Origin of the sequence: Corynebacterium sp. HMSC074C04 (genome assembly GCF_001838295.1) — a bacterium.
GTDB classification, from domain to species: domain Bacteria; phylum Actinomycetota; class Actinomycetes; order Mycobacteriales; family Mycobacteriaceae; genus Corynebacterium; species Corynebacterium amycolatum.
The window spans coordinates 127,574-143,132 of record NZ_KV836270.1 but is presented as its reverse complement, the minus strand read 5'-3'; the positions used below and the strand labels follow the sequence as shown (position 1 = coordinate 143,132).

The 15,559-nt window shown below is 56.5% G+C and carries 14 protein-coding genes; 1 reads left to right on the top strand and 13 read right to left on the bottom strand.

The window, feature by feature from the left end; translation table 11 throughout:
- Nucleotides 1–10: 10 nt before the first annotated feature.
- Genes modA through HMPREF3011_RS01850 form a run of 6 tightly spaced genes read right to left on the bottom strand, consistent with a single transcriptional unit; the run spans nucleotide 11 to nucleotide 9,024 of the window.
- A complete protein-coding gene (gene modA / locus HMPREF3011_RS01875; protein WP_070628892.1) occupies nucleotides 11–793 on the bottom strand; it encodes a molybdate ABC transporter substrate-binding protein in 783 nt (260 codons plus the stop codon).
- 36 nt (nucleotides 794–829) lie between these two features.
- The gene (gene narI, locus HMPREF3011_RS01870; RefSeq protein ID WP_070628893.1) at nucleotides 830–1,597 is read right to left on the bottom strand and encodes a respiratory nitrate reductase subunit gamma; all 768 of its coding nucleotides are present in this window, start codon (nucleotides 1,595–1,597) and stop codon (nucleotides 830–832) included.
- A 12-nt stretch (nucleotides 1,598–1,609) separates the two neighbouring features.
- On the bottom strand, nucleotides 1,610–2,296 hold the full coding sequence (gene narJ, locus HMPREF3011_RS01865; RefSeq protein ID WP_070841054.1) for a nitrate reductase molybdenum cofactor assembly chaperone: 687 nt from the start codon (nucleotides 2,294–2,296) through the stop codon (nucleotides 1,610–1,612).
- A 3-nt stretch (nucleotides 2,297–2,299) separates the two neighbouring features.
- On the bottom strand, nucleotides 2,300–3,910 hold the full coding sequence (gene narH, locus HMPREF3011_RS01860) for a nitrate reductase subunit beta (RefSeq protein ID WP_070841053.1): 1,611 nt from the start codon (nucleotides 3,908–3,910) through the stop codon (nucleotides 2,300–2,302).
- Nucleotides 3,910–7,668 (bottom strand): nitrate reductase subunit alpha, encoded by a 3,759-nt coding sequence (locus HMPREF3011_RS01855; protein WP_070841052.1) that lies wholly within the window; start codon nucleotides 7,666–7,668, stop codon nucleotides 3,910–3,912. Before HMPREF3011_RS01855 ends, narH begins: the two co-directional genes overlap by 1 nt.
- A gap of 21 nt (nucleotides 7,669–7,689) precedes the next feature.
- Nucleotides 7,690–9,024, bottom strand: a complete 1,335-nt coding sequence (locus tag HMPREF3011_RS01850) for a nitrate/nitrite transporter (RefSeq protein ID WP_070429564.1) — start codon at nucleotides 9,022–9,024, stop codon at nucleotides 7,690–7,692.
- Nucleotides 9,025–9,385: 361 nt separating this feature from the next.
- Here HMPREF3011_RS01850 and HMPREF3011_RS01845 point away from each other — a divergent pair, with 361 nt between their 5' ends.
- Nucleotides 9,386–9,886, top strand: a complete 501-nt coding sequence (locus HMPREF3011_RS01845) for a molybdopterin-binding protein (protein ID WP_246821386.1) — start codon at nucleotides 9,386–9,388, stop codon at nucleotides 9,884–9,886.
- Between the two features lie 15 nt (nucleotides 9,887–9,901).
- Here the strand turns inward: HMPREF3011_RS01845 and HMPREF3011_RS01840 are convergent, their stop codons facing one another.
- From HMPREF3011_RS01840 to HMPREF3011_RS01810, 7 genes are read right to left on the bottom strand one after another with little or no spacing between them, the layout of a single operon-like run.
- Nucleotides 9,902–10,597: a molybdenum cofactor guanylyltransferase gene (locus tag HMPREF3011_RS01840; protein ID WP_070841051.1), complete on the bottom strand. Its 696-nt coding sequence runs from the start codon at nucleotides 10,595–10,597 to the stop codon at nucleotides 9,902–9,904.
- Between the two features lie 10 nt (nucleotides 10,598–10,607).
- A complete protein-coding gene (moaC, locus tag HMPREF3011_RS01835) occupies nucleotides 10,608–11,105 on the bottom strand; it encodes a cyclic pyranopterin monophosphate synthase MoaC (RefSeq protein ID WP_070628899.1) in 498 nt (165 codons plus the stop codon).
- 34 nt (nucleotides 11,106–11,139) lie between these two features.
- Entirely contained in the window at nucleotides 11,140–12,375 is a 1,236-nt protein-coding gene (glp, locus tag HMPREF3011_RS01830; protein WP_083327051.1) for a molybdopterin molybdotransferase MoeA, read from the bottom strand.
- 3 nt (nucleotides 12,376–12,378) lie between these two features.
- Nucleotides 12,379–13,365: a GTP 3',8-cyclase MoaA gene (gene moaA / locus HMPREF3011_RS01825; protein ID WP_070841169.1), complete on the bottom strand. Its 987-nt coding sequence runs from the start codon at nucleotides 13,363–13,365 to the stop codon at nucleotides 12,379–12,381.
- A gap of 26 nt (nucleotides 13,366–13,391) precedes the next feature.
- Nucleotides 13,392–14,444 (bottom strand): ThiF family adenylyltransferase, encoded by a 1,053-nt coding sequence (locus HMPREF3011_RS01820; protein WP_070841050.1) that lies wholly within the window; start codon nucleotides 14,442–14,444, stop codon nucleotides 13,392–13,394.
- A 24-nt stretch (nucleotides 14,445–14,468) separates the two neighbouring features.
- Nucleotides 14,469–14,927 (bottom strand): molybdenum cofactor biosynthesis protein MoaE, encoded by a 459-nt coding sequence (locus tag HMPREF3011_RS01815; protein ID WP_070841049.1) that lies wholly within the window; start codon nucleotides 14,925–14,927, stop codon nucleotides 14,469–14,471.
- Between the two features lie 4 nt (nucleotides 14,928–14,931).
- A complete protein-coding gene (locus HMPREF3011_RS01810) occupies nucleotides 14,932–15,471 on the bottom strand; it encodes a MogA/MoaB family molybdenum cofactor biosynthesis protein (RefSeq protein WP_083327050.1) in 540 nt (179 codons plus the stop codon).
- Between the last annotated feature and the right edge of the window lie 88 nt (nucleotides 15,472–15,559).

The following is a 15,559-nucleotide window of genomic DNA, read 5'->3' as shown; positions in this document are numbered from 1 at the left end:
CGAAAATCGACTACTGAGTCGCGGAGTCCTCCGTTGCTTCTGTGGCTGGCGTGAAACCGTGGCGTGACCACAGCTGCGCAGACTCGGCGGAGGCGAGATACTTCACCAGTGCCAGAGCGCTTTCTTTTGTGTCACTGTTTTTTACAACAGCAGCCATGATTTCGTTGGCGTGGCTGTCCGCACCCGGGATGTCAAAGACATCGACAGAATCCACGAGAGCCTGTGCGTCGGTGCGATATACCCAACCGGCATCCGCAACGCCAGACAGCACTTTACCTGCGACATCGCTGACAGAATTCTCACGGCTAACCGGAGTGAAATCTAGCCCAAGAGAGGAAATGAGCTCCTCGGCGACTTTCCCACAGGGAACCTTGTGATCACAGGTGACAACCTTCGCTGTGGACAGAGACGCATCCGCTCCGGTGACGTGGGCAGGATTTCCCTTCGGCACGATGAGCACCATCGAGTTAGTGGCAACTTTGGCAGGATTGCTCACGACACCGCGTTCGACGGCCTCGTCCATGGTTGCGCGGTCAGCAGTGATGAGTACATCGCCGGGAGCACCATCTTCCAACTGCTGAAGCAGAGAGCCGGAACCGCCGTTGATGAACGCCAAGTGAGTATCAACGTTCGCCGATTGCGGCAGGTCAGCATTGAGAACTCGAGTGGATGCGGCTCCGAAGACCGTTAGTGTCTCTTTTCCGGAAGCCTGCGATGAGCTCGTCTCTGGTGCACAGGCCGCGCTAGTGACCAATATGGTGGCGGCGGCTGCCAGAACTTTCCTCGAGCTCATCACACAGACTTTCTTAATCAGGCCATCAGCCGCGAATTAGCGACTGTGGCGATCCAACTGCTCCGCGTGGGAACGGATTGGTTCCCAGGCTACCTCTCGGCGCGCCGGGCGAGTGCGGACATCGCGAGAACGGTAGACCACATAGGGGCGGTTAGTGTAGCCAATAGGTGCAGAGAATGCGTGGACCAGGCGAGTAAACGGCCACACGGCGATGATGGTGAAGCCAGCCAGGACGTGCAGCTTAAACTGCCATGGCACATCGGCCATCAGCTCAGGCTGGGCATTGAAAATCATGATTCCACGCAGCCACGGCGAAATAGTTTCGCGGTAGTCGTAGCCATGCGGACCGCCGAATACCTGCAGCGACACCGTCGCGATAGTGCCCGACAGAATTGCCAGGGCCAGCAGCAAATACATCACCTTGTCGGACGTGGACGTCGCCAAGAAAACCGTGCGGTTGACAACACGTCGGTAGATGAGCCCCGCTAGTCCCAACACCACGGCGACTGCGGCAATCGTGCCGGGGATCGTAGCAATCAGGTGGTAGAAACCATCCGAGATGCCCATGGCGCGAGTCCACGATTTCGGAATTGCCAAGCCCATCAGGTGTCCAATGATGACGAACATCATGCCCCAGTGGAACAACGGCGAAGACAGCCGCAGCATCTTTGATTCATAAATCTGCGATGAGTGGCTGGTCCAGCCGAATTGGTCTGTGCGCCAACGCCAGATGATGCCGATGACGAACGCGCTGACGGCCAGCCATGGAAAGGCTGTCCAGAGGAACAGCTCGAAGTTATTCATGACTTAAATCCTTTAAGTTTCTTGCATGCCGACGTGCGGCAGCGGAGTCCCAAGACCAACGAGTTCAGCCGGGGGACCAGTGCGGATGAGATTGATGTAGGCGTCGATAGTTTCCTGATCGATTTCTGGCAATGACATGCACAGCGCTGTCACGACGTGCGCGTACATGGGGGCGATATCATTCAGCGCAGTTCGCAGAACCTCCAGACCGTCTCGATGGGAAGCGAGCATCTCTGTCACGATGCGGTGACCAACGTCGTCGGCAAGCGCGCCGGCCTCCAGCACCACGCAGAGGTGGTCTGGAAGCTCTTCGCGCTCCTGCTCAAAGCCCAGTGCAGCCAGCTGCTCCTTGAAAGCAAGGAGAGCTACACCGCGCTGACGTGTATCGCCGACGGAGTAGTACGACAGGTTCATCGAGCACCGACGGCGCTGATCGAAGGTCTCCACATAGTGAGCCTGCAGTTTTTGAAGCGGCATCGCGGCAGCTTCCGTCAAAAATGCACTGAGCTCGTCGCCGACCTCTGCCGGAAGCGCAGATAGCTCCCGTGCGACCGCCTCCCACCGCTGTTCAGCATTCTCATGTGGGTAGTCCAACAGCAGTGAGCATGCCATATACAGCAGTTGGCGCTGCTGGTTGGTAAGCGACACCGACTCTACGAACTGCTCAGGGATACGTCCGAGAAAATTACGTTTGGCCATGATCTATCCGTTCGGCTTCTTAAACATGGCCTGCGGCCCCTCATTGCCCCACGACACCAGAGAAACCTTGCGTGTATCGCCCCTGCCCGTGCCGCAACCGGAACCACATGCCTCCGGTGCACCTTCTCCCGGACCCAAATCGCGGAACTGATTCATCAGCTTCTCCGGGGTGCTGTCGCCGAATGGATCGAGCGACGTAATACCGCGCGGCGTCTCTGGCGAGGTCGTCGGAATGACATAGCGGTCGTCGTACTTGGCGATTGCGAGCAGGTGGTACATGTTGTACAGATCCTCACCTGTCATGCCGACGGCCTGCGCAATCTCCTCCTGCGGTTCTCGTCCGAGGTTGATGTCTCGCATGTAGCTGCGCATCGCCGCTAGACGACGCAACGAGAGTTCCACCGGTCGAGTATCACCAGCCGTGAAGATTCCCGCCAGGTATTCCAGCGGAATTCGCATATTGGCCAAGGTGGTCAGCAGCACCTTGTGGTCCTCGCCATCGATGCCGGATGCAGTAATCGAGTCGACAATGGGGGACAGGGGAGGGACGTACCAGACCATTGGCAGAGTGCGGTACTCCGGGTGCAGCGGCAGTGCCAGACCGTAGGTAAAGATCAGGTCATAAATCGGCGACTCCTGCGCGGCTGCAATCCACGATGCTGGGATTTCCTGCTTGTGAGCAGCCTCGATAACTTCTGGATCGTGTGGGTCGAGCAGCAGACTGCGCTGTGCTTCATACAGATCCTGTGGATCTTCCACTGATGCGGCTTCAGCCACGCGGTCAGCGTCGTAGAAGATGACGCCGAGGTAACGCAGCCTGCCGACGCAGGTTTCCGAGCACACGGTTGGCTGACCGACCTCAATACGCGGGTAGCACAGCGTGCACTTTTCTGCCTTACCGGTCTTGTGGTTGAAGTAGACCTTCTTGTAAGGGCAACCGGAGACGCACATGCGCCAACCGCGGCAGCGGTCCTGGTCGACCAGCACAATGCCGTCTTCTGTGCGTTTGTACATCGCGCCCGATGGGCAGGAAGACACACAGGTCGGGTTCAAGCAGTGCTCACAGATGCGAGGCAGGTAGAACATGAAGGTATCTTCAATGTTCTTCTTGACCTCCAGGTTCATCTGTTGCAGCGTGGGGTCACTATCCACCGTCTCAGTCGATCCGCCGAGGTTGTCATCCCAGTTTGACGACCACTTGACTGTGTCGATGGGACGACCATCCAGCTGTGAAACTGGGCGAGCAGTCGGTTGAGTCTTCTGTCCACGCGGTGCCGACAGCAACTTGTCGTATTCGTAGGACCAGGGCTCGTAGTAATCTTCGATGCCCGGCAGTAGCGGATTGTGGAAGATGGTAGCCAGCTTCTTCAAGCGACCACCGGCCTTGGGCTTGAGCTTGCCATTGCTGGTGCGTTCCCAGCCGCCCTTCCACTTCTCCTGGTCTTCCCAGGTGCGTGGATAGCCGACACCAGGGCGGGTCTCCACATTGTTAAACCAAATGTATTCAGTGCCTTCGCGGTTGGTCCATGCCTGCTTACAGGTCACAGAACAAGTGTGACAGCCAATGCACTTGTCCAGGTTCATGACCATCGCGATTTGTGCCATGACGCGCATTAGAACTTAACCTCCTGGCTGCGACGACGAATGCGGGTTACCTCATCGCGGTTATTACCGGTTGGGCCGATGTAGTTGAAGCCGTAGGTGATGTGTCCGTAGCCGCCGGCCACATGCAAAGGCTTGATCATGATTCGAGTCAGCGAGTTGTGAGTACCACCGCGGCGACCCGTGTGCTCATTGAGCGGTGTACCAGTGGTGCGTTCCTGCGCGTGGTTCATAATCGCCGTTCCCTCAGGGATACGGTGCGTGACAATCGCGCGTGCTGAGACCACACCATTGCGGTTGTAGAGCTCAATCCAGTCATTGTCGGCCACACCAATCTTCTCGGCATCCTTGGCGGACATCCAGACAACCTGACCACCTCGCGAAATCGACAACATGTGCAGGTTGTCGAAGTATTGCGAGTGAATCGACCACTTATTGTGTGGTGTCAGGTAGCGAACTGTGACCTCTGGGTCACCTGACTCTCCGGTCAGCAGCTCACCTGGGCCAACTTCACCATTGAGGTGGAGACGGTCGAGTGGTGGGCGGTAAATCGGCAGCGCCTCGCCGTAGTCCAGGAACCAGTCGTGGTCGAGGTAGTAGTGCATACGACCGGACAGCGTGTGCCACGGCTTGTCGTAGGCCAAGTTGATGGAAAACGCGGTGTAGCGCTTACCGTCCTTCTTGATGCCCGTCCACTCCGGCGATGTGATGACCTCCGTTGGGCGCTCCTTCACCGAGTCCCACTTGATGTGAGTCTGTTCGGAGCCACTGACCAGGTCGGTCATATCTGCACCGACGCGCTTGCCCTGGTTGCGGAAGCCCTCGAGGGCGATCTCACCATTGGAGACACCGGAGAGATGCAGAATCATCTCGGCAGCCTTGATGGCCGAGTCCAGCTTCGGTCGCTTACCCGCCGACTCTGTCATCGACGTGCCGTTGATAATGGCCAATTCCTTGGCCTGCTTGGATACGTCGTACGCGGTGCCGTGTGTGCCTGTACCAGCCTTTTCCGTCAATGGGCCAAAGTGCGTCCACTTCTCAAAGACCTTGGTGTAGTCCCGCTCGACCGGAATGAGCTTGGCCATGGTCTTGCCAGGCACAAGTCCCTCAGTATCCATATCCGGGACAATGCCGTTTGGCATGTTCAGCTCGTCAGGGCTGTCGTGGCCAAGTGGGGCAGTGATGACATCCGTCTGTGTGCCCAGCCACTTTTCCGACATGGCGGACAGAGATGCAGACAGGTCGCGGAAGACCTCGAAGTCACTGCGTGCCTCCCACGGCGGGTTAATCGCCGCATTGAAGGAGTGGATGAACGGGTGCATATCCGTTGTCGACAGATCGTGCTTCTTGTACCAGGTGGCCGCCGGCAGAATAATGTCGGAGACCAACGTGGTGGAGGTATTGCGGAAATCCGTCGTCAGCATTAGATCGAGCTTGCCCTCTGGGGCCTGATTACGCCAGACAATAGAGGCTGGACGCTCGCCCTCTGGCAGCTCCGTCGCTGTGGCATCGGAGTCCACGCCGAGCATGTGACGCAGGAAGAACTCCGTTCCCTTGGCCGAAGACCCCATAAGGTTCGTACGCCAATTGAGCAGGATTCGTGGGAAGTTCACCGGATTATCCGGATCTTCTGCCGCAAACTTCATCCGACCGGACTCCAACTCATCGACGATGTAATCCGAGACGGCCATGCCCTTGGCCTCCGCCTCGTCGGCAAGCAGTAGCGGATTGCGGTCGAACTGCGGGTATGCGGGCATCCAGCCGCGCTTCATGGCCTCGACCAGGGTCTCAGACGTGAACTTGTCGTCCACAGCGCCGTGGCTAGCCAGCGGCGAGGCCAGGCGATTAGCGCGAGTGTTGTCATAACGCCACTGGTCGGTGGTCAGATAGTAGAAACCCGTGGTAATCATCTGACGCGGTGGGCGCTGCCAGTCCAGGGCGAATGCGTACTGTGCCCAGCCATTCATTGGGCGCAGCTTCTCCTGTCCGACGTAGTGAGCCCAACCGCCACCGTTGATGCCCTGGGTGCCACACATGGAGGTCAGCGCCAGGAAGGTGCGGTAAATGCTGTCGGCGTGGAAGAAGTGGTTGACGCCAGCGCCCATGATGATCTGGCTACGGCCGCCAGAGTCAGCAGCATTCTGGGCAAACTCACGCGCGATTCGGATCGCAGCGTTTGCCGGTACACCGGTGAGCTCCTCCTGCCATGCCGGAGTACCCGGCACGGCAGCATCCTTGAAGTCCACCGGCCACTGACCAGGCAGATTCAGATCTTCGCGGTTTACGGCGTAGTGCGCCAGCATGATGTCGTAGACCGTGGTGACAAGACGCTTGCCGACGCGCCGGGCGGGGACACCTCTATGAACAATTCCGGCACCGATTGGGCCGTTTTCCTCGGATTCACCCAGGCCAGGCAGGTCAAAGCGCGGGAAACCCACCTCGACCGATTCGAAGCCGTCGGTCACATCCGCTACTGACATCACCGGGTCGACGTTGTCCAAGCGGAGGTTCCACTTGCCCTCGCCATCGTCGCCGTAGCGGTCAGCGAGAGTTCCGCCTGGGTCAACGACCTTGCCATCGGCTTCCATCATCAGCAGACGGTGCGTCGCATTCTGCGAATCGTGCAGAGCCGCATCCTCGATATTGGATGCAGTGAGGAATTTACCGGGTACGAAGGTGCCGTCGTCACGCGCGTCGAGCTCGACCAGGAATGGAGCATCAGTGTACTTGCGCATGTATTCGAGGAAGTACGGCGTCTTCTGCTCGACGTGGAAGGACTTCAAAATGACATGTCCCATGGCGAAGGCCAGTGCGCCATCGGTACCTGGGTTGATGCGCATCCACTCGTCGGCGAACTTCGTGTTATCAGCGAAATCGGGGCTGACGACGACAACCTTGGTGCCGTTGTAGCGAGTCTCGACCATGAAGTGGCTATCCGGAGTACGGGTAACTGGAATGTTCGAGCCCCACATCATCAAGTAGCTGGAATTGAACCAGTCACCGGACTCTGGAACGTCGGTCTGGTCGCCGAAGGTCTGTGGTGATGCCGGTGGCAGGTCGGCGTACCAGTCGTAGAAGGACAGCGCGACGCCACCAATCATCTGCAGGAAGCGAGTACCTGCGCCGTAAGAAACCTGCGACATAGCTGGGATGACGGTGAAGCCAGCAATGCGGTCCGGGCCGTACTGGCGAATGGTGTAAACGTGGGCAGCGGCCGCCATTTCGATTGCTTCCTCATACGGAATGCGGATGAGACCGCCCTTGCCGCGCTGGCTGACGTAGCTCTTGCGCTTCATTGGGTCTTCCACTATGGAACGCCAGGCCAACACCGGGTCGCCGAGCTTTTTCTTTGCATCGCGGAACATCTCTACCAGCACACCGCGCGCGTATGGGTAACGAATGCGCGTCGGTGAGTAGGTGTACCAGGAAAACGATGCACCACGCGGGCAGCCGCGGGGCTCGTACTCCGGCATATCAGGACCAGTGGTGGGGTAGTCAACTGCCTGCGACTCCCATGTAATGACGCCGTCTTTGACATAGACCTTCCACGAACAGGAACCAGTGCAGTTCACACCGTGCGTGGAACGGACCATCTTGTCGAAGGACCAGCGGTTGCGGTAGAACTCATCGGCGCCACGGCCACCTTGGAGGAACAGTTGCTGACCGGACTCAGAGACTTTGCCCTTGCGGAGGAAGCTGCCAAAACGCAGTAGTGAGTTGGCTTGGTTGGAGCTAGAACCGGTGTGAGATGGAGAGGAATCTTGTGCCATGGGAATTTTCCTAATTAGTAATTAACCGGGGAACGGAGCGTTCGGACGGGCGTAGTAGATCCACACCAGCACGGTCGTGAAAGCGAAGAAGACCACGCAGCCCCAGAAGAAAGCCACCGGAGCCATTACGGAGAGCAGCACACCGACGATGAACGGACCAAAGGCGCCGATTGCACCGGTCCAACCAATAACGCCACCAGCCTGACGCTTCGGCAGAATCATCGGCATCTGTTTGAAGGTGCCGGCGTTACCCAGGCCAGTGAAGAAAAACATGATCAGCATCGAGCCCAGGAACCAGCCATACTCATCCGGGCTGTCTGGGGTCAGGAAGATAGCCGCAACACCAGTGAAAATGGTCATGCCCGCACAACCGATGAAGGTCCAGATTGCGCCACCGAACTTGTCACACAGAGGACCCCAGAGGGCGCGGACGAGAGCACCAATCAGCGGGCCAAGGAAGGCGTACTTGGCGCCCTGTGGTAGATCGGCCAGGGCATAGGTCTCAGCGAACTTGGAGTTGGCACCGAAGACATCATTAGTCAGCAGCGCCAGCTGGGCAGCAAAACCGGAGAAGGCTCCGAAAGTCACCAGATAGACGATGGTGAGGATCCAGGTGTTCTTATTGCCGAAAATGTCAATCTGTTCGCGGAAGTTTGCGCGGATCGGCACATCCTTCAGCATCGTCCACGCGACAATGCCCATGATGATGGTCCAGGGAACCAGGACAATGGCTGGGTTATAGACGAATACGTCGTGGCCTTCATCAGTGCGCATTGGCGCGACGAAGCCAAGGCCAAGCAGGCTGAAGCCCATGAGCCACGGGCCGACCAGCTGAATCAGCGAAATGCCGAAGTTACCGATACCCGCCTGAATACCCAGTGCTGTGCCGGACATGTGCTTGGGGAAGAAGTAACCGGTCGATGGCATGAAGCCGGAAAAGACACCGCCGCCGATACCGGAGAGGAAGGACAGCGTCAGCAGCCACCAGTATGGAGTGTCAGTGTTCTGAACTGCGAAGTACCAGCCCAGCATCGGGATAACGAACAGGAACGACGACAAGGTGACCAGCTTGCGGGTACCGATAATCGGTGGCAAGAACATGAACACCAGGCGGAAAAGACCGCAGGATAGGCCGGCAATAGATGTCAGCCAATACAGCTGGCCAGCGGTGAGATCGAAACCGATCCGGTTGAGCATCGGCGCGATTGCGGAGACCAGGTACCAGGTCGCAAAGCCGATAATCAGCGCGATGGTGGAAATCGTTAGCGTCTTCCACGCAATTTTGGAATCCCAGTGTGCTGGATCTTCGGGATCCCATCCCTTGATGACTTTGCCGCTTGTGTCCAGAGGTTCCAGCTCTGCGGCCGCATTTGGTGTAGAAATTTTCCTTACCTCTTCCTTGGCGAAGTGAAGAATGGAGAAATTGAAGAATTAAACAACAAAGTTGTTGCGAAAATGTATCGAATTTATATTGAAGAAAGTAGGGAATCTTGGTGTAAAAATAGAAAAATAATGTAATGCGCATCTAGGATAATTATTATAGTCCAGTGGTTGCAGGCTTGCGCACGTGATTAAGTCTGACGTGGAAAGCCCAGTTCAACAACTATTTTCTGCCTACTAACGGGGGTGTGTATTTTTAGAATCTTATGTGTCGGACTCTGTTATTGAGCACAATTAAAAGCAGTTGAAAAGATTGAACGATGCTCGAAAGGGGTTAATGATGTATGAGTCCAGTTCAGCAGGTCAGAGTGGCGAGCGATTCAATACTGCCGTAATTGTCTATGACGATCGCATTAAAAGCGGGGAAAGAACAGATAAATTCGCCGCACGTATATCGGACTATCCTCTCAATGCCGTGAGCTATACGGTCATCGAAGAAGACGCGGAGAAGTTCCGCGCAGCATTGACTGCAGCACTCAATTCACAGGCCCGAGTGATTCTCACCCTTGGTGGAACGGGACTGCGCGCCGCCAATCGAGTCCCCGATGTCACCAAGGAATTTATCGACAGAGAACTGACCGGACTGGAAACGCAGATTCTGCTGGTCGGGTTGGAAAACACCTCTCGCGCGGGCCTTTCGCGTGCGGTTATAGGCACCACCGATACCAGGAAACTCATCGTTAATTGCCCGAGTAGCAGCGGTGGCATCAAGGACACGCTCGGCGTAGTCATTCCGCTGCTAGAGCCAATTTTCGACCAGCTCGATGAAACTGACTAAGCCACTGCAAACCTTCTACTTAGCTGCATCATCACCGAGGAGTCTCGCGCGCAACTGCGCCACATCCGCCGGCGTATCGTAGTCTTGCGCGCACCAGTGCTGCTCGGCGCTAGTCAGCTGGATAGGCGTTGCCGACGCCTCGCGAATCAGTCGGCGAACCGACACATCGCGAGTGCTCGGAAGCCGCTGAAGGGCACGCGCCAGCTCGCCCTTTCGCCACAGCGCACAAAGCGGTTCACCGTCGACGACTACGACACCCGTGCTTTGCGACGTGGTTTCTACCTCTAGGTCAATCTGTTGCCATTTGTGCCACAGCGCCTCTAACAGGCGTGAGGTAAAAGGCGCGTCCACAGCGGTGACAAAAACAAAGTCGTTTTCAGTACTGAAGGTGCCAGCATCAGCATCAGCATCAGTAGCTTGCAGGGATGCCAGCCCAGCTCCAATGCCTGCGACCGGGCCACCATACGGTGGGTTTTCGCACGTTACGCGCACAGAAGACGGAACGGATAAATCCTTTGGCGTAACCACCACAACACGGCCTACGGTGGGCTGAGTCTGAAGTTCAGCCAGGCAGAGGTCAATCATCGTGTGCCCGCCAATGCGAACTTGTGCCTTATCCGCACCCATACGACGGCTCTCGCCACCGGCAAGGACAATGGCATCGCAACGAAAATCGGTGTCCGGTGTCGCGAATGATTCGGTACCTGGCATGGTGCTCTCGCTACAACGTCCGTGACCAGTCGCCGGAGCGACCGCCGGACTTGGCAACAATTCCACACTTGCGGATGTACGCCGAGCGGTCTACGCCCTTGACCATGTCAATGACATTGAGGGCGGCAATGGAAACGGCGGTCAGGGCTTCCATCTCCACGCCGGTGCGATCGGCCGTGCGAACTGTGGCCCTGATAGCTACGTGGTCTTCGCAAATTTCCAGATCCACGGAGCAACCATGAACACCGATGGTGTGTGCTAGCGGCAGCAATTCGGGTACTTTTTTTGCGCCGGAGATACCCGCAATGCGAGCAATTGCCAGAACGTCTCCCTTAGGGACGGAGCCGTCGTTAAGCGCACGGAGAATTTCGGGTGAGCAGGCGACTTCGCCGATGGCGGTGGCGGTGCGGTTGGTCGGCCTCTTCTCTGTGACGTCGACCATGTGTGCCTCACCGCGGGAGTCGAGGTGGGTGAGGGTAGGGGCGGTGGAGTTGGTGCTGTCGGTCATAGTGAGGAATTCCTGTCAGAAAATCGTAAAAGGTTTAGGAGAGGAGGACACGGACGGTGTCGCCAGTGTGCAGCTGGTCTTCCTGATTGATTAGGCAGAGCCCATCGAGTTCGACAAGCGAGCCAACGAAGTGAGACCCAAGAGTCGTGCCGGAATACGGTGTCGCCACGGCGCCGTCGGCGGAGTAACTCATTCGAACTGGGACCGCGACGTTACGACCGAATGGGCGTGGGATAGGGAAGTCAGCACCTGCGATAGCGTCCACAAATGGGCGGTTGAACAGTGAAGTTGTCGGCGCTAGTCCGCGCAGGGCATCGATCGCGGGCTTGCAGAAAAGCTGAAAGCTCACCCAAGCGGCAACGGGATTACCTGGCAGGCAGAGCAGCACTGCTTCATTCCACTTACCGACACCTTGCGGTTTGCCCGGCTTCATATTGATGGGCCCAAACCAAATGTCGCGCTTTTCACCGGCATCACGAGTGACATCAAATGCGCCCACTGAAACGCCACCAGTTGTAATGATGAGGTCGTGGTCGGCGGAAAGCTGATCGAGCAGCTCGGCGAAAGCCGTGGGGTCATCCGAACAGTGTGAGACAGTCGGGGTCAGCGGGGAAGGAATGTACTGGGTGCACAACTGCGCAATCATTGGCAAGTTGGAATCCGGCAACTGACCAGCCAGCAAGTTTGCCGTTGGCGACACCACCTCATCACCAGTGCTGATAACGGCTATGTGAAGCGGCGAGTAAACTTGTACGTTCTTTACACCTGTAGAGATAAGAGCAGCTGTTGTCCCGGCATCGATGACGGTACCGGCAGGAGCAGGCACCGCACCCGGAGCAATATTTGTGCCTTGACGACGAATATGATCGCGCTCGGGATTATAGGAATAAACAGTAATTTCGCTTGGCAGTGGTACTGGACCTGGCGCAATATTGGTGTCTTCCACCGGAATAACAGAAACGTCAGCCCCATCAACGACGGGGGCACCAGTCATAATGCGCTGCGCAGTGCCGGCAGCAACCGGCTTTGGCGCATCACCTGCGGGAATATCACCCGATACCGGCAGCGTCCATGGTCCTTCACCAGCCAAATCGGCTTTATTCACCAGGTAGCCGTCCATCGCCGAGTTTGAAAATGGCGGAACCGGAAGACCAGCGATGGCATCTTCGGCTAGCACCAATCCGGCCGCATCAGCAATGGGGAGTGTGACAGTTGCACGTGGCTGACAATAGGAGACCACGTCACGCAAATACTCTTCGATGGGCTTCACTGATTAACCTCCGATTGCTGACATATTTCGCTTGGGCTGCAAGAACCCGGGCTCATCAATGCCATGACCTGGCAGTTTTGCCCACGTATTCCGACGCCATGCGGCAATAACCTCATCATCCGTGCCGCCCGCGCGCATGACATCGCGCAGCGACACCTCCGAATTGGCGAAAAGACAATTTCGAACAGCACCATCCGCAGTAATGCGTGTGCGGTCACAATTTCCACAAAACGGCTGCGTCACAGATGCGATGACGCCAATTTTTCCGTTGAGCTCGGAATTCTTGCGGCTGGTTGCCTGCCAAACTTCCGCCGGCGCGGAACCCCGCGGAGTTTCCGCTGGGGAAAGCTCAAATTCCGTTTCCAGCGTCGCCAAAATATCTTCGCGCTTGACCATAATGTCGCGATCCCACTGCGCCGGTGGGCCAAGCGGCATTTGTTCAATAAAACGCAGCTCTAGCCCCTTAGCCAGGAAATAATTGGCCAGCTCTTTAAGCTCAGCGCCATTATTAACGCCGGGCATGACGACGGAATTTACCTTCACGGGCTGCAACCCGGCTGCAACTGCGGCATCGAGGCCTGCGAGAACGTCGTCAAGCCGATCGCGCCTGGTCAGCGAAGAGAATACCTCTGAATTTACCGAGTCCAGCGATACTGTGACGCGATCCAGACCAGCATCTTTCAGCGACTGCGCTCGGTGAACCAGGCCGAGCCCGTTAGTGGTAATTGCGGTGGAGACTGGTGTCGCTGCGATGAGCTTTTCCAACGATTTGCGAAGTAGCGGTTCACCGCCGGTAAACCGCACCATGGTGATACCGAGCCGTGAGGTGGCAATCCGAATGAGACGGATTATTTCCTCGTCGGTGAGGATGTCGTCCCGGCGAATCCAATCTGCGCCTTCTTCTGGCATGCAATAAACACAGCGCAAATTACAGCGATCAGTAAGTGAGAAGCGAAGGTCACGAATGGTTCGCTCGAATTTATCCGTCATCGGTTCGACCGCATTTGCTGATTCCGTCACAGTATTCCTCCTCTCACATTGAGTATTCCGGTAACTCCACGTTGCATCATAAGTTCAATTGCCATGGCCGACCGCATTCCCGAGGCGCAGTAAACAATGGCGGGGCTTGGCAGTTTGTATTCTTCATCTGCGCGAATTGTGCTGAGTGGAATATTGCGCGCCCCTTCGAGGTGCCCTTCGGCAAATTCTGCTGGTTCACGGACATCAATCAGTGGCAGGTCCGTGGCCTGTGCCTCGGCTGCATCGCGAACACTGGGAATTTCGTTTGTTACCGGCCCTGTGCGTTTCACGTTGGTCGTAACCTCCGGATTAGCGGCAAGGGGGAAGTACCGCCAGTTCGAATGTAATCCATCGAAATAGCCGACTTTTCCAATCATCGGTGTGCCAACACCGCTGATAATTTTGATGACCTCCAGAGCCATTGTCGTACCGACAATTCCCACAATCGGTCCCAAAACACCTGCTTGAGCGCAGTTGGGAACTTGTCCTGCCGCCGGCGGCTGAGGATAGAGGTCTTCATAAATGGGGCCATGTCCTGCCCAGAAAACGGACATTTGTGCATCAAATCCGAGAATCGAGCCCCACACATGCGGAATCTCAGCCTGTGCGCACGCGGCGGAGACAATATGGCGAGTAGCGAAGTTATCGCTGCCATCAAAAACCACATCTGCGCGAGCGCACAATTCCCTGGCAAATTTCCAGTCCAGGCGGCGAGCGTGCGTTTCAACCGCTGTGTCGGGATTAATTGCCGCAATATGTGCGCCAGCGGAATCGACCTTATTTTTCCCAATATCGTCGGTGGTGTGAATAATCTGGCGATGCAGATTACTCAGTTCCACCACGTCATCGTCGACAATCGTGATGTGGCCAATCCCCGCAGCTGCGAGATATTGCAGTGCAGGTGAGCCGAGGCCACCTGCACCAATGCACAGCACATGGGCCTCGGCCAAGGCCTTTTGCGCGCTCAGCCCGAAACCCGGAAGAGATACCTGGCGGCGATATCTGTCAGAAAGTGCCAGGTCAGAGCTAGAAAGTTTAGAATTCGTCATAACAGTTCACTGATAGTCCGCAATCTATGAAGTGATGTTCTCATCGAGGCCGACCCAGGTGGAACGTCCGTCGACAAGCACTTGCTCCTTCCAAACGGGCACTTCGGCTTTGACGCGGTCGGCAATTCTGCTGCAGGCGCGGAATGCATTTTCGCGGTGCGCAGATGCAGCCAGGACGCAAAATGCTAATTCGCCAATTGCCAGTTTGCCGATGCGATGAGCTACCCACAGGCGCACGTCGGGGAAATCATCAGCGACGAATTGGACGACTTCAGCCATAAACTTCTGTGCATCTGGGTGCGCGGTATAAGTCAGCGATTCCACGCTATGGCCATTGTCATGATTGCGAACAATGCCATCGAAAGTAACTAGAGCGCCCATTTCATCAGTGACAATCTGCTTTATAGCAGTCGCTGCAAGTGGTTCCAGGCAATCGTCGTGTAGAATCACGTCGAGAATACAGCCAGAATTGTGGGTGGTCATTGCGCTATCCGTTTCCTCGGTGAGCAAGGTCAACAATGTGGTGGACAATGGGGCTCAGCACGGTAATTCCGTCTTTTACCGCTCCTGATGAGCCCGGCAATGTCATGACAAATGTCGAGCCGGCAATTCCCGCCACACAGCGGGAAAGAATTGCATTTGGTGTCGATTCCAATCCGCGCGCCCAAAAAGCGTAGGAAACTCCCGGCATTTCTTTTGTGATGTGAGGCGCGACGGCCTCCACTGTCAAATCGTCCGGAGTGATGCCCGTGCCGCCAGTGGTAAGCAATACATCTGGCGCATCATCAGCGGGTGTCAGAATCCGAGCCACAGTATCCGCGATATCGGCGTCAGCGACGACCACCGGCGCTGGCGTGGAAAAGCCTTCGCTTCGAAGGAATTTGACCAGCACGGTTCCCGTTTTATCTTCGTATTCTCCGCTAGCGGCGCGGGTAGAAGCGACAACAACAATTGCTGAGCGCTTATCCACATCCGTGTTCGTCTCCGATGAGCTCGACGAGGAGCAGGGAACATGCGAGTTTGTCATGACAGTCCTTCACGCCAATCGGGATAAAACTACGTTTTCGAGACTACCGATACTCCGCAGTGTGAGGGCGTCTCCGAAAGGCGCTGTT